Raw genomic sequence first — 13,259 nt, forward strand, 5'->3', positions numbered from 1 at the left:
GAGCACACTTTATTTTCAAGGCGCACTGCGCCCGCATGCAGACTAAATGAGGCTAGACCCCTGTGGCATTGACGATTCTTGGCCTGTCCGGCGCCCTTAGCCATGATCCTTCAGCAGCCCTGTATATCGACGGCAAGCTGATCGCGGCTGCTGAAGAAGAGCGTTTCGTGCGCGACAAGCATGCAAAGAACCGCATGCCCTACGAGTCGGCGAAGTTCTGCCTGGAACAGGCCGGGATCAAACCCTCCGACGTTGACGTGGTAGCCATTCCGTTTGCCCCGATCAGCCTGTTCGGCAAGGCTCGCTGGCACTACGCCAAGCGCTACTGGTATGCCCCGGACCGCGCCCTGGACGCGATCCTGATGGGCAACCGTCGTTACAAGCGCTACCGCAACAAGATTGTCTGGTGCTTGGAGCAACTGGGCTTTGATCCGAAGAAGATCAAGATCGAACCGGTGGAGCACCACCTGGCCCACGCCTCCAGTGCCTACCACTGCTCAGGCTTCAAGGAGAAGACCGCGATCCTTGGGATCGACGGCAAGGGCGAATACGCCACCACCTTCTTCGGCTACGGCGAGAACGGCAAGATCCATAAGATCAAGGAATTCTTCGATCCGGACTCCCTGGGTGGCCTCTATGGCGCCATCACCGAGTTCCTCGGTTTCGAAATGCTCGACGGCGAGTTCAAGGTCATGGGCATGGCACCTTATGGCGATGCCAGCAAGTACGACTTCTCGCGCCTGGCCAGCTTTGAAAACGGCGAACTGGTGATCAACACCGACTACGCCAACGTCATCGGCCTGCGCCGCTATAAAGAGAAGGGCAAGGGGTTCTACTTCTCGCCCAAACTCATCGAGTGGCTGGGTCCCAAGCGCGAAGGCGACATCGCCGACGAGCCTTACATCCACTACGCGGCGAGCATGCAGGCGCTGTTCGAGAAGCTGGCCCTGCAGATGATCGACCACTACCTGGGCGACATTCTCAAGGAAACCGGCAAGCTGGCCTTCGCCGGCGGCTGTGCGCTGAACGTCAAGTTGAACCAGAAGATCATTGCCCGTCCCGAGGTCAAGGAACTGTTCGTGCAGCCGGCGTCCGGCGACGCCGGCACCGCCGTGGGCGCTGCTGCGTACGTTTCCCATGCCCGTGGGGTGCCGGTGGAGAAGATGGAACACGTCTATCTCGGCCCGTCCTACAGCAACGAAGACGTGATCGCCGCCTGTGCCCGTCACCCGAACAAACCGGCCTGGCGGCAGATCGACAACACCCCGGAGCGTATCGCCAAGATCATGGTGGACGGCAACCCGGTGGCCTGGTTCCAGGGGCGCATGGAGTTCGGTCCGCGGGCCTTGGGCGGTCGCTCGATCATCGGTTGCCCGAGCGCCACTGGCGTGGCCGACCGGATCAACGAGCAGATCAAGTTCCGCGAGCGCTGGAGGCCTTTCTGTCCGTCGATGCTCGACACCGTTGGACCGCAGATGATCAAGGTCGATCATCCGGCGCCGTTCATGACCTTCACTTTCGAAGTCTCCGAAGAGTGGAAGACCCGGGTGCCGGAAGTGGTCCACGAAGACGGCACGTCCCGGGCCCAGGTACTCAAGCGCGAATACAACCCGCGCTACTACGACATGATGAAGGCCTTGGAAGTCCTGACCGGCAACGGTGTGTCGCTGAACACCTCGTTGAACCGCCGTGGCGAGCCGATGATCTGCTCGCCGACCGACGCCTTGAACATGTTCTACGGGTCCGATTTGCAGTACCTGATCATGGAAGACATTCTGGTGGTCAAAGACGGCGTGGACCCTTATGACACGCTCGGCTGAACGCCATGTGCTGCAGTTCTGCCACGGCTATGACGGGCCGTTCCTGGACTGCGCCCGGCAATACGCCAACCTGTTCGCGGGCAGCGGCTATCGGGTGACCACGGTGTTTCTGACCGGGACCGCCGATGCCGATGTCGCTGCAGGCTGCGCGTCCGACGAAGTGCTGTTCATGGAATACAGCTCCAAGGCCATTCGTGGCCTGAAGCTGGGCGCCATCCGCGACCTGCGCAAGATCGCCGGATCACGTAACTTCAGCTTTTGCATCGCTCACCGCTTCAAGCCGATCTACATCACCCTGCTGGCCACGGGCTTGCCGGTAATTGGCGTTCATCACGCGTTTTCCGACTACAAGCGCCGCAGCCGCCAGTTCTTTGCCCAGCTGTTTCGCAAACGCCTGAGCCTGCTCGGTGTATCTGATGCGGTGCGCGAGGATATGCGCGCCTGCCTGCCAACGTGGCCGGCCACGCGCATCCAGACCTTGTACAACCGTATCGATCTGGACGCCTTGCAGGCCAGTCAGTTGGACGCGAGCCAGGCCCGCAGTGAGTTGGGGTTGTCCGCTGACGCCTGGATAGTCGGCAACGTTGGCCGCCTGCATCCCGATAAGGATCAAGCCACGTTGCTGCGGGGGTTTGCCGCCGCTGTGCCGCAACTGCCGGCACAGAGCCAGTTGGCCATTCTGGGCACCGGGCGTCTGGAGAAGGATCTGAAATCCCTGGCTCGTGAACTGGGGGTCGCCGACCGGGTGCTCTTCCTCGGGCAGGTGCCGGAGGCGCGGCGTTATTTTCGTGCCTTTGATGTGTTTGCGCTGAGTTCTGATCATGAGCCTTTTGGCATGGTATTGCTGGAGGCCATGGCGGCCGGCGTGCCCTTGCTGGCTACAGCTTGTGGTGGCGCAAAGGAAGTGGTCGAAGGCGTGGGTATTTTGTTCCCCTTGGGGGATGTCGAGCACATGGCTCAAGGCTTGCAACATCTAGCGGCAATGGATGAGCACCAACGCCGAGTGTGTGCCGAGCTGATGCTTGACCGCCTGCGCGAGCGCTTTTCTGATCGTGCCGTGCGCGACGTGTTCTGGCGTTTGCCGCAAGTCACCGACCTGACCGCGAGGGGCTGATGCTCAATCGATTTCAAGGCTGGCGCGAACGCGGCTGGTCCATCATTGACGCATCGACCTATGCCGATGCTTGGCAGCGGTTCGGCGGCAGCGTAGCCACGCATCCCTTGGTGGTTGAACAACTGGCGGACCTGGCGCAGATTCCGGTGCGTTACCTGGCCTGGGAGCAAAACGGTCAATTGCAGGCGGCCATCCCAACCTGGGGGCGGGATCTGGCGCTGTCCAAGGACGTACTCAAGCGCGCTGGCAAGAAGGGGCTGTTCGATATCGGCAATGCCGAGCTGATCCTGCCGGCCGCCGCTGATGCTCAGGTACCGCTGCGGCATCGAGGACGCTATCTTTCTGCGCTCAACGAAGGGCGCTTCAGTACCCTCAAACCTCAAGCCGAGCAATTGGCCATGGCTCGCACCCCGGAAGAGCTGTCGAAGAAGTTTCGCTACAACCAGCGCCGTGAGCTGCGCCTGCTGGAAGAAGCTGGAGGCGTGGTGCGCGCGGTCACTGATTTCACCAGCGCTGAACTGGCGGCCATCTACTGTGACCTGTTCCAGCGCCGCTGGGGTTTTGCCGCCACTGGCGCCGAGCGCATGGCCGAGGTGTTGGAGCGCTTGCGCGAGCTGCTGATCGGCTCGGTGATTTTCCTCAACGATGCGCCGATTGCCGTGCAGTTGATCTATCGGGTTGAAGCGCCGCAGTGGATCAGCGTCGAGTACGTCAATGGCGGCGTCGATCCCGAGACGCGCGCGTTCAGCCCGGGTAGCGTGCTGAGCTTTCTCAACACCCAGAGTGCGTGGGAGCAGGCTCGGGCCTTGGACAAGCCGCTGCGTTTTTCCTTTGGTCGTGCCGACCGCGAATACAAAGACCGTTGGTGTAACCCTGTGCCGGTTTTCCAAGTGTGAGTCAGCCTATGAGTCGCAAGCAGCAACTGCTCAAACGCCACCGGCGCACTAAGCGGATCGCTCTGCTGGTCGGACTGCTGCTGTTGCTGCTGGTCGGTGTGCTGGTGGCCTGGTGGTTGCCGGTGCTGCTGGCCATTCTCGGCTGGCTGGCCCACGAAGCCTGGTTTGCCGACCACCTGTTCTACTCGCCCAAGGATGACTACGGCTACGACTTTGGCAACGAGGCGCGCCAGGTCGCCGTGCGTCTGGAGGCGGGGCGCCTGTTGCTGGAGTCGCCACAGGAGTTGGCCGGGGATGCAACTCTGATACTTGGCGTGCAGGTGAAAAGCTCCTGGCTGGGGCGCTTCTTCGATCCGGCCATTGAGGTGCAGGGCGGTCCGCTTGCTGATCGTCAGACCTTCGAGCGAGGAGTCAACGGCCTGCGCTACCTCAATCTCAGTGGCTTGTCTGCGTCCCTGGCCCGTGGCGAGCTGCAACTGCGCGGACGCTTCTGCCGGATCCAGATCCAGTCACAGTTGAATGTCTGGCGCGACCCCGACTACCGACGCCAGCGTGTGATGGTGATTGCGCCTCACGCTGACGATGCTGAGCTGGCGGCGTTCGGTCTATACAGCCAGGCCGACGAAGCCTGGATCGTGACCCTGACCGCGGGGGAAATCGAGGCCGAACACTACCAGGCCATGGGCATGAGCCCTGTTGAGGCGGCACGGATCAAAGGTCGCCTGCGGGCCTGGGACAGCATTGCCGTACCCCGTTGGGCGGGCGTCCCCGAAGCTCATTGCGTGCAATTGGGGTATTTCTGCCTGCAACTGCCTGCCATGCAGGCCGCCGCGCATCAGCCAGTGGCGTCCCGCGAGGCGCATATGAGCGATACCCGTCTGTTTCGTCAGCTCAATCCATTCCTGTTGCCCGGCGACCAGGATGGACAGCCAACCTGGAACAATTTGCTGGCCGACTTACGTGAGTTGCTGCTCAAAGCACGCCCTGAAGTAATAGTGCTGCCGCACCCCACCCTGGACCCGCATCCCGACCACATTTGCGCTCACGTGGCGGTGATGCAGGCGCTGGAAGGCCTGGAATGGCAGCCCAGCACCGTGCTCGGCTACGCCAACCACCTGCATGACAATGATCGTTGGCCAATGGGTGATTCGGGCGCGGGCATTGCCTTGCCGCCGGTCTTTGGCTCCAGTACTCCCTTGCGTCCATGGTGCCTTTCGCTGACCCAGGCCGAGCAATTTGACAAGGCTATGGCGCTGGGCATGATGCATGACTTGCAGCCTCCTGCGCCCTTCAAGAGACGTGTGCGGCGCTGCTTGCAGCGCTTGTTGGCCGGTCGTTCGCGGTCGCCTTACGGTGAAAACGAATTTTTCCGCAAAGCGGTTCGGCGACATGAGTTGTTCTGGCGTTTGTGAGTTCTCGCTTTATAACGGCCTTGTACTGAGACAACAGGGTAATTTCGACTTTTTATCGGACTACTCAGTGTCGAAAGGAAGATGATGAAAGTTTTATTTCTGGTGCAGAAAGAACAACGGGCTATTTTGGATCGTTTGTACGAAGGCGTGGCCTCGCACTGCGAGTGTGATGTGCGCTGGTTGAGCAGTGATGAACAGCGCAATCTGCGCGGTTACTTTCGACGGGAAGTTGATGTTACCCGTTATGACCGGATCATCTTCTTCCTGCGGTTCAAGCAAGAAATTCGTCAGGTCGGATTTATTCGCACGGTACCTAACCTTGTGATTCTCGAGCACGACGCTTATCAGAACTATATTGCCTGCAAGTACACAGGCAAGTTCAGTGCTCATTACCGCCGTTTGTCATGGGTGCGGGTGATCAGTTCAGGACATATGGTGACTGAGCGTTTACGCGAAGAAGGCTTTGACGCGGTATTCGTGCCCAAGGGGTATGACCAAGCGCTTTTGCAGGAGCAAGGGCGTGAGCGTGATATCGAGTTGGCGTTTGTCGGTAGTACCAACAGCGTGGCTTACAGCGGTCGTAAGGCATTGCTGGATGAACTGGCACAAGTTGAGTCGTTGGTGGTCACGCGAACCAATTCGGGTGAAGAATACTGCGCAACCCTTAACCGAATTCGTTATTTCGTCAGTGCCGATGTCGGTATGGGCGAATACATGATCAAGAACTTCGAGGCCATGGCCTGTGGCTGTGTCTTGCTGGCTTTTGATCAAGGGGCGGCAGAAAACCAGGCTCTCGGTTTCCAAGATATGGTCAATGTAGTGCTCTACAAAGACATCCCGCAGTTGCAGAGCAAGCTGGCGGCCTTGCGTGCCAATCCGCAGTTAGCGGCGGATATCGCTTGTAGCGGGCGTGATTTGGCGGTCAATCAGTTCAGTTTTGCTCACATTGGGCGGCGAATTGTCGATGCTCTGCAGCCGCCACTGCGACCGCGCGCCCCCTTGAGCCTGCTGGAAAGGCTGCGCTTGAAGCTGGGTGTTTGATATAAGCGTTTCAGTGATGCGTGATGGCATTTTGATTTTTCATGGGTCGATGTGCAGATCCTTGTCAAAGCGCTCATCGAGTTGTCAGCAGCGGGCCTCCAGAACGTAGCAGAAGGTCGTTTTTGCAATGAGTATTCTTAACATCATGTGGGCCGGAGGCTCTGCGTTCGCTTCGGTGCAGAAGGTTCATCATCAGATACTTTCTCAGGCTGACAGTCGTGTTTTGATCAACACCTGGCTGCTTCAAGGCAAGGCTACCGGGGATCGGGCGCTGCTCGATCAGGCTGTCGAGTGGAACCTTTCTTCTGCAAAGCTCAAGGGTCGAAACCTTTGGAAGCTGCTTGCGCCCTTGATACGTGCGCGGTTTAAAAAAGCCCTGCCTAAAGATCTTGAGGTCGTGCTCTTGGATGGTATCGGCGTGGCTCGGGTTTTGTTGCCGGTGCTCAAGAGCTTACCCAAGGTGAGAGTGGTGCTTCTTTTTCATGGTGTTACTCGCTTGCGTCACAGTGATCGACAGCTGTTTGAGCCGTTTTCTGACGCTCAATTGACGTTCGCGGCGGTGTCGAAAACCCTCGCGCAATCACTTGAGTGTGATTTACGTCGGCCGGTGACGGTCTTGCGCAGCGCCTACGATCCTGTCGCTTTTCGCGCTGCGATGCTTCCCCGTGAACAGGCACGATCTCGCTTGGGCCTGTCATTGGAAAGCGCGCCGGTACTAGGCGCCGTAGGTCGGCTGGTGGACGGTAAGGGATTTGCTTGCTTGCTGGATGCGTTTGCTGCGCTATCGGCACACCGCCCTGATGCCTGCTTGGTGATCCTCGGCGAAGGCCCTGAGAGGCAAGCCCTTGAAGCCAGAGTCGAGCGTCTCGGGTTGAGCGGGAGCGTTTTCCTTCCCGGTCATTTGCAGGAAGCTGCGACGCTTTACCGAGCATTTGATTGGATCGCTATTCCTTCGTTGGAAGAGGGGTTGGGGCTGATCCTGCAAGAGGCGGTGATGGCCGGTACACCAGTGCTTACCAGTGAACTCGCGGTGTTCCGGGAGCAACTGGACGCGGCTGGTTTGTATGCGCCTGCGAATGATGTTGGGGCTTGGACTCGCCTCATGGAACGTGCGTTTTCTCTATCCCCTGAGGCGACTGTCGAGGAACAGGCTCAGGCGCTTGCACCGGAGCAGGCCTGGAAGGACTTCGCAGAAACTACGCGACGGTTGTTTTCAGGCCGGTAGTAACGCTTGCTCCAGCGCTTGCATTGGAAAGCCTTCGTTCAGCTCTTCACGCGCAATATAGCGTGCAAAATGCTGCAAGTTGCGCTTGACCAGTTTGCGAGGTAATGGCGCGCGCAAGAAACGCATATCCGCAACATCGATCAGTCCCATCTCATTCTCGGGGGTTACGACAATGTTGCCCAAATGTAACGAGCGGAAGTAGATGCCAGCGGTATGCAGCCTACGTATGAACTCCACCAGTGGCTCCAGGTTTTGTTGCCAATCAAAACCTTCTCCGCCGGCAATCTGGCGTAGTGTTTGTCCAGGGAGTGGCTGATAAAGCACTGCAGTCATGCCGGGCGCGGTCAGTTCAAAGACCTGGAGTACGGTCAAGGTAGGGATGCCACGTTTGATCAACTCCGCCGCATTGTTAATGAAACGTTTGGAGTACGGGCGAAACAGCGCTGAGGAAAAAAGACGTTTGCGGCGAAACAGTTTGAGGATGTTGCCGTCTGCCAGCAGGTAGACTTTAGGGCCGTAGCTGTCGGCCTCCAATATTCTGGCGCCTTCAGTCATCGAATTTAAAGCGGCTTGGGAAAGCCTTGAACATTGCATCTTCGGAAGCCTTGTTGGAGTCGCGGGTACAGTGATCGGTAATGATGCCGAAAGTTTTGGGTTTTAACCATGTCAGGTTGGTCGGTTGGCCTTATTCAGGAGCAGGTGATGCAAGCAAGTCGTTGGGCGCAGGTATGGATGGTTTTGGGGGGGCTGTGGTTTTTGCTGGCGATAGCTTTTGCACCGACCAACAAGATTTACCAACAAGGGCTGGTGCTCTTTCTCTGGTTGCCAGCCATGGTGTTTTCCTGGTCGGCCCGCGAGCGGCTTAAAGAAGTCTGGCGTTCGCAACGCTGGATCTGCCTGATGCTTCTGTTAATGGCGGTGTGGGGAGGCGTCAGTCTGCTGTGGACCAACGTTGAAGACCCTTCCCGAGAGGCCAAGCGCCTGCTGTATATCGGGGTCTTTCTGCTGTTCTTCCCAGTGTTTGCCGACGCTCGACCTGAGCGCGTCATTCGCTTGATGCAATGGGGGGGCTTTGGTCTGGCATTGTCGTCATTGATTGCAATGATCAGGTTCTATGGCGTTGAGGGTAATGCCTGGTACGCCCGTCTTGAAGGGCTTGGCCAGCTCTCCCATCCGATTCTCGGTGCTTATGTCATTGGCCTGGCTGCCGTGTGGATGCTGCATTGGGTGCCTCGCGGTCGCTGGATACAAGTGGCCTGGGTCCTGGCAATGGGATTGCTCGGGCTTTTTGTGGTGATGAGCCAAAGCCGAGGTGCCGCGTTGGCGTTGCTTTTGACGGTTGTAGCGATGCCTATCTGGTGTCGTGACCGACGTAGCGCGTTGATCGCTGTTGCGGCGATCGTGACAGCTTTATTGGTTTTCTGGGTAATGGAACCTCTGGTCCTGTCTCGTGGCGTCTCCTATCGCCCGCAAATTTTCATGGCGGCCCTGCACATGATTGCTGAGCGTCCCTGGGGCGGCTTGGGGTTGGGGGGAGACTATAGGGTTTTTGCCGATAACCTCTATTTTGATCACTCCCACAATCTATTCACCCACGTAGCCATCGAGCTTGGCCTGCCGGGCCTGCTCCTGTGGTGCGGGCTGTGGTTCGGGGTGCTGTGGCAAGCCTGGAAGATGCGTGACACCCTTTATGGCAAGGGCATCATCGGGATATGGGTATTCTCTTTCCTGGCGATGCAGTTCGATGCCGCTAGCTTGACCGGTACACCTCGGGCCGAGTGGTTCATCTCTTGGTTTCCAGTTGCGCTGGCCAGTGTTTTGGTTTGGGCTCGGGCCAGGCCTGAGGCTTGTGATAAAATTCGCCGTTCTACCTAACCAGTGAGCCCAACGATGAGTGAAGCACCGCCTAAAGCGGAACAGGATTCCAGCCTGAAGATTTATTTCAGGCTGCTGGGTTATGTAAGGCCTTACATTGGCATGTTCTTGGTAAGTATCGTGGGTTTCGTGATCTTTGCGTCCACTCAGCCGATGCTTGCCGGGATTCTCAAATACTTCGTTGATGGCTTGAGCAATCCCGATGTGGTGTTCTTCCCCACTGTTCCGTATCTGAGAGACCTGAAGTTGCTGATGGCTGTGCCGCTGTTGATCATCCTGATCGCCGCGTGGCAAGGGCTGGGGTCTTTCCTGGGTAACTACTATCTGGCCAAAGTGTCCTTGGGTCTGGTCCATGATCTGCGTGTTGAACTGTTCAACAAGCTTTTGGTGCTGCCTAATCGTTATTTCGACACCCATAACTCGGGGCACTTGATTTCCCGCATTACTTTTAACGTAACCATGGTCACTGGCGCGGCTACCGATGCGATTAAGGTCGTCATCCGCGAAGGCCTGACGGTGGTGTTCCTGTTTGGCTATCTGCTATGGATGAACTGGAAGCTGACGCTGGTGATGTTGGCGATCTTGCCGGTGATTGCCTTCATGGTCGGCAACACCAGCAAGAAATTCCGTAAACAGAGCAAAAAAATTCAGGTTGCGATGGGGGATGTGACGCATGTTGCATCTGAGACCATCCAGGGTTACCGAGTGGTGCGCAGTTTCGGTGGTGAACGCTATGAAGAGGAACGCTTCGCTGCGGCCAGTCAGGGCAACACCGAAAAACAACTGCGCATGATCAAGACCGGCGCGGTTTATACCCCGATGTTGCAGCTGGTGATTTACACCGCCATGGCTTCATTGATGTTTCTTGTGTTGTTCTTGCGGGGTGATGCAACAGCAGGTGATTTGGTGGCTTATATCACTGCAGCGGGCTTGCTGCCCAAGCCGATTCGACAACTGTCGGAAGTCAGTTCGACTATTCAAAAAGGTGTTGCAGGAGCTGAAAGTATCTTCGAGCAACTGGATGTCGAGCCTGAAGTCGATAGCGGAACGGTTGAGCGTGATCGCATTAGCGGTCGGCTTGAAGTGCGTAACCTGAGCTTCACTTATCCTGGTGCGGAGCGTGAGGTGCTGAAGAACATTTCATTCAGCGCCGCACCGGGGCAGATGATCGCGTTGGTTGGACGCTCTGGCAGTGGCAAGTCAACATTGGCCAGCTTGATTCCGCGTTTTTACCATCACGAAACCGGGGAAATCCTGCTTGATGATGTGGAGATCGAAGACTACCGGTTGCGAAATCTGCGTCGGCACGTAGCCCAAGTCACTCAGCACGTCACGCTGTTCAACGATACCGTCGCCAATAATATTGCGTACGGTGACCTGGCTGGTGCGCCGCGTGAGGATATTGAAAAGGCGGCTCAAGACGCCTACGCCATGGATTTCATCGCTGAGTTGCCCCAGGGCTTGGATACCGAGGTGGGTGAAAATGGCGTGCTCCTTTCGGGTGGACAGCGCCAGCGCTTGGCTATCGCTCGGGCATTGTTGAAGAATGCGCCGTTGCTGATTCTCGATGAGGCGACATCGGCTCTGGACACGGAGTCCGAGCGGCACATTCAGGCGGCGTTGGACAAGGTCATGAAAGGGCGCACCACCCTGGTTATCGCGCACCGCTTGTCCACCATCGAGAAGGCGGACCAGATTTTGGTGATGGATCACGGTGAAATAGTCGAGCGTGGTACTCACATCGAACTATTGGCGTTAGGCGGCTACTATTCGCGTCTGCACGCCATGGGCCTGGATGAGCCGGCAGCGACCGATATTGTCTGATATACCGGGGGCAATGTCCCCCGGTGTTTGTATCGGTGTTCTTGCACGCTTGACCAACACCAAATAATTTTTTGCTTAACGTTTATTAGGTTGGCCCCCTTGATTCGAAATTGGGGCGAGAGGGCTAACTTTCTATGCGTGGGTAATGGAATGTTGCAGTGTCTGTTCAGGCACTTATCAGCCGACGTATAGGCGAGGTCGCACGCTTGATGGTGGACGCTGGATTGATCGTTGCTGTTTTCGGCCGTATTGCCGCTTAGTGCCGATCGGGCCACCGCCAGGGCGTTGTTTGCTCTTGGGCGGTGTTTTGAGAGTTACGTTAGTACCCCGTTCAATATTTGCCCCCGGCGTGTTCCTAAGGGCTTGTACCAGGCAGCGTTGCTGGGGGATCAAGGATTCGCCGGGCTGGACAGTCATTACGAGGCAGCGGATCAGGCCGACTGTGTGATCAATACCGATGGCGTTGAATTGGCGACGGCGTGACGCAATTTTGCGGCGTGTGTTCAAAAAACGATCAGGGCAAGTGCCTGATCCATCCCATGTAATCCTCTAAAACGAGCCAGCACCAACCCTGTGTTAATATCGCGCCCCTGTTCATTTTGTATGTGGGATGCTCCATGAAGTTGTCCATGCCGCGATTCGATCAAGCCCCTGTCTTGGTGGTCGGCGATGTCATGCTCGACCGTTACTGGCATGGTGGTACCTCACGGATTTCCCCTGAGGCGCCGGTGCCGGTGGTCAAGGTCGAGCAAATTGAGGACCGCCCGGGCGGTGCCGCTAACGTTGCGCTGAACATCGCTGCCCTCGGCGCTCCAGCGTCCCTAGTGGGGGTGACGGGCGATGATGAGGCCGCTGAAAGTTTGGCCAACAGTCTGCAAGGGGCGGGGGTGCGTGCTCTGTTTCAGCGCATCAAGCATCAGCCCACCATCGTCAAACTACGGGTCATGAGTCGTCATCAGCAGTTGCTGCGCATCGATTTCGAAGAACCCTTCGCTACCGACGCCCAGGCGTTGGCGGCCGAAGTCGACGCCTTGCTCGATGGGATCAAGGTGTTGGTGCTGTCCGACTACGGTAAAGGCGCGTTGCGTAATCATCAGGTGTTGATCGCTGCCGCGCGGGCGCGGGGCATTCCGGTGCTCGCCGACCCCAAGGGCAAGGACTTCTCCGTTTATCGTGGCGCCAGCCTGATCACGCCCAATCTCAGCGAGTTCGAAACCATCGTCGGCGGTTGCGCTGATGAGCATGAACTGGTGAGCAAGGGGGCCAAGCTGATGCAGGATCTGGAGCTGGGAGCGCTGCTGGTGACTCGTGGCGAGCACGGCATGACCTTGTTGCGTCCGGATTATCCTGCTCTGCACCTACCAGCCCGTGCCCGTGAAGTGTTCGACGTCACGGGTGCCGGCGATACGGTGATTTCCACCCTGGCGGCAGCGATTGCCGCCGGTGAAGAACTGCCGCAGGCCGTGGGCTTGGCCAATCTGGCGGCGGGTATTGTGGTTGGCAAGCTGGGGACGGCGGCGATCAGTGCTCCCGAGTTGCGTCGGGCGATCCAGCGTGAGGAAGGCTCCGAGCGCGGTGTGTTGAGTCTCGACCAGCTGTTGCTGGCCATCGATGATGCTCGGGCCCATAACGAGAAGATCGTGTTCACCAATGGCTGTTTCGACATCCTTCACGCTGGCCATGTGACTTACCTGGAGCAGGCGCGGGCCCAAGGCGACCGGCTGATTGTGGCGATCAACGACGATGCTTCGGTCAGTCGTCTCAAGGGGCCTGGGCGTCCGATCAACAGCGTCGATCGGCGGATGGCGGTGCTGGCGGGGCTGGGGGCGGTGGACTGGGTGATCAGCTTCCCTGAAGGCACCCCGGAAAACCTGCTGTCCCAGGTTCGGCCCGATGTCTTGGTCAAGGGCGGTGACTACGCCATCGATCAGGTGGTGGGGGCCGATATCGTCACGGCTTATGGCGGCACGGTGAAGGTGCTGGGGCTGGTTGAGAACAGCTCGACCACCGCCATTGTCGAGAAAATTCGCAAGACCGACAGCGCCGAGTAAG

At 57.9% G+C, this 13,259-nt stretch carries 11 protein-coding genes; 10 read left to right on the forward strand and 1 reads right to left on the reverse strand.

Features of this window, described 5'->3' with window-relative positions; genetic code table 11:
- The first annotated feature begins 62 nt into the window (after positions 1 to 62).
- The 6 genes from PLD_RS17825 (at position 63) to PLD_RS17850 (ending at position 7,508) form a co-directional block, all read left to right on the forward strand.
- Positions 63 to 1,820 carry a carbamoyltransferase gene (locus tag PLD_RS17825; RefSeq protein WP_159895000.1) on the forward strand — a complete coding sequence of 586 codons (1,758 nt, stop codon included), beginning with the start codon at positions 63 to 65 and terminating at the stop codon, positions 1,818 to 1,820.
- Positions 1,804 to 2,934 carry a glycosyltransferase gene (locus tag PLD_RS17830; protein ID WP_159895002.1) on the forward strand — a complete coding sequence of 377 codons (1,131 nt, stop codon included), beginning with the start codon at positions 1,804 to 1,806 and terminating at the stop codon, positions 2,932 to 2,934. Before PLD_RS17825 ends, PLD_RS17830 begins: the two co-directional genes overlap by 17 nt.
- Positions 2,934 to 3,830 (forward strand): antimicrobial resistance protein Mig-14, encoded by an 897-nt coding sequence (locus PLD_RS17835; RefSeq protein ID WP_159895004.1) that lies wholly within the window; start codon positions 2,934 to 2,936, stop codon positions 3,828 to 3,830. Before PLD_RS17830 ends, PLD_RS17835 begins: the two co-directional genes overlap by 1 nt.
- An 8-nt stretch (positions 3,831 to 3,838) precedes the next feature.
- Complete coding sequence (locus PLD_RS17840; RefSeq protein WP_159895006.1) at positions 3,839 to 5,242, forward strand: PIG-L deacetylase family protein; 1,404 nt, start codon at positions 3,839 to 3,841, stop codon at positions 5,240 to 5,242.
- 84 nt (positions 5,243 to 5,326) lie between these two features.
- Entirely contained in the window at positions 5,327 to 6,283 is a 957-nt protein-coding gene (locus PLD_RS17845; protein ID WP_159895008.1) for a glycosyltransferase, read from the forward strand.
- Between the two features lie 127 nt (positions 6,284 to 6,410).
- Positions 6,411 to 7,508 (forward strand): glycosyltransferase, encoded by a 1,098-nt coding sequence (locus tag PLD_RS17850; RefSeq protein ID WP_159895010.1) that lies wholly within the window; start codon positions 6,411 to 6,413, stop codon positions 7,506 to 7,508.
- Here the strand turns inward: PLD_RS17850 and PLD_RS17855 are convergent.
- On the reverse strand, positions 7,497 to 8,063 hold the full coding sequence (locus tag PLD_RS17855) for a toluene tolerance protein (RefSeq protein ID WP_256674669.1): 567 nt from the start codon (positions 8,061 to 8,063) through the stop codon (positions 7,497 to 7,499). The two genes, PLD_RS17850 and PLD_RS17855, sit on opposite strands and share 12 nt — an antisense overlap.
- Positions 8,064 to 8,210: 147 nt before the next feature.
- Here PLD_RS17855 and PLD_RS17860 point away from each other — a divergent pair, with 147 nt between their 5' ends.
- The 4 genes from PLD_RS17860 to hldE all read left to right on the forward strand — a co-directional run bounded on the left by PLD_RS17860 (position 8,211) and on the right by hldE (position 13,258).
- Positions 8,211 to 9,383, forward strand: a complete 1,173-nt coding sequence (locus PLD_RS17860) for an O-antigen ligase (RefSeq protein ID WP_159895014.1) — start codon at positions 8,211 to 8,213, stop codon at positions 9,381 to 9,383.
- A gap of 15 nt (positions 9,384 to 9,398) precedes the next feature.
- On the forward strand, positions 9,399 to 11,207 hold the full coding sequence (msbA, locus tag PLD_RS17865) for a lipid A export permease/ATP-binding protein MsbA (RefSeq protein ID WP_159895016.1): 1,809 nt from the start codon (positions 9,399 to 9,401) through the stop codon (positions 11,205 to 11,207).
- Positions 11,208 to 11,492: 285 nt separating this feature from the next.
- The gene (locus tag PLD_RS17870) at positions 11,493 to 11,690 is read left to right on the forward strand and encodes an adenylyl-sulfate kinase (RefSeq protein WP_371929095.1); all 198 of its coding nucleotides are present in this window, start codon (positions 11,493 to 11,495) and stop codon (positions 11,688 to 11,690) included.
- Positions 11,691 to 11,824: 134 nt separating this feature from the next.
- Positions 11,825 to 13,258, forward strand: coding sequence for a bifunctional D-glycero-beta-D-manno-heptose-7-phosphate kinase/D-glycero-beta-D-manno-heptose 1-phosphate adenylyltransferase HldE (gene hldE, locus PLD_RS17875; protein ID WP_159895018.1), 1,434 nt, complete (start codon positions 11,825 to 11,827; stop codon positions 13,256 to 13,258).
- Position 13,259: the final 1 nt, after the last annotated feature.

Source organism: Pseudomonas sp. LD120 (assembly GCF_009861525.1).
Lineage (GTDB): Bacteria > Pseudomonadota > Gammaproteobacteria > Pseudomonadales > Pseudomonadaceae > Aquipseudomonas.

What these genes read in the sequence shown, in the direction of transcription:
- PLD_RS17830 (WP_159895002.1), top strand. Translation starts at nt 1,804, where the DNA reads ATGACACGCTCGGCTGAACGCCATGTGCTGCAGTTCTGCCACGGCTAT.
- PLD_RS17835 (WP_159895004.1), top strand. Translation starts at nt 2,934, where the DNA reads ATGCTCAATCGATTTCAAGGCTGGCGCGAACGCGGCTGGTCCATCATT.
- PLD_RS17840 (WP_159895006.1), top strand. Translation starts at nt 3,839, where the DNA reads ATGAGTCGCAAGCAGCAACTGCTCAAACGCCACCGGCGCACTAAGCGG.
- PLD_RS17845 (WP_159895008.1), top strand. Translation starts at nt 5,327, where the DNA reads ATGAAAGTTTTATTTCTGGTGCAGAAAGAACAACGGGCTATTTTGGAT.
- PLD_RS17850 (WP_159895010.1), top strand. Translation starts at nt 6,411, where the DNA reads ATGAGTATTCTTAACATCATGTGGGCCGGAGGCTCTGCGTTCGCTTCG.
- PLD_RS17855 (WP_256674669.1), bottom strand. Translation starts at nt 8,063, where the DNA reads ATGACTGAAGGCGCCAGAATATTGGAGGCCGACAGCTACGGCCCTAAA.
- PLD_RS17860 (WP_159895014.1), top strand. Translation starts at nt 8,211, where the DNA reads ATGCAAGCAAGTCGTTGGGCGCAGGTATGGATGGTTTTGGGGGGGCTG.
- msbA (WP_159895016.1), top strand. Translation starts at nt 9,399, where the DNA reads ATGAGTGAAGCACCGCCTAAAGCGGAACAGGATTCCAGCCTGAAGATT.
- hldE (WP_159895018.1), top strand. Translation starts at nt 11,825, where the DNA reads ATGAAGTTGTCCATGCCGCGATTCGATCAAGCCCCTGTCTTGGTGGTC.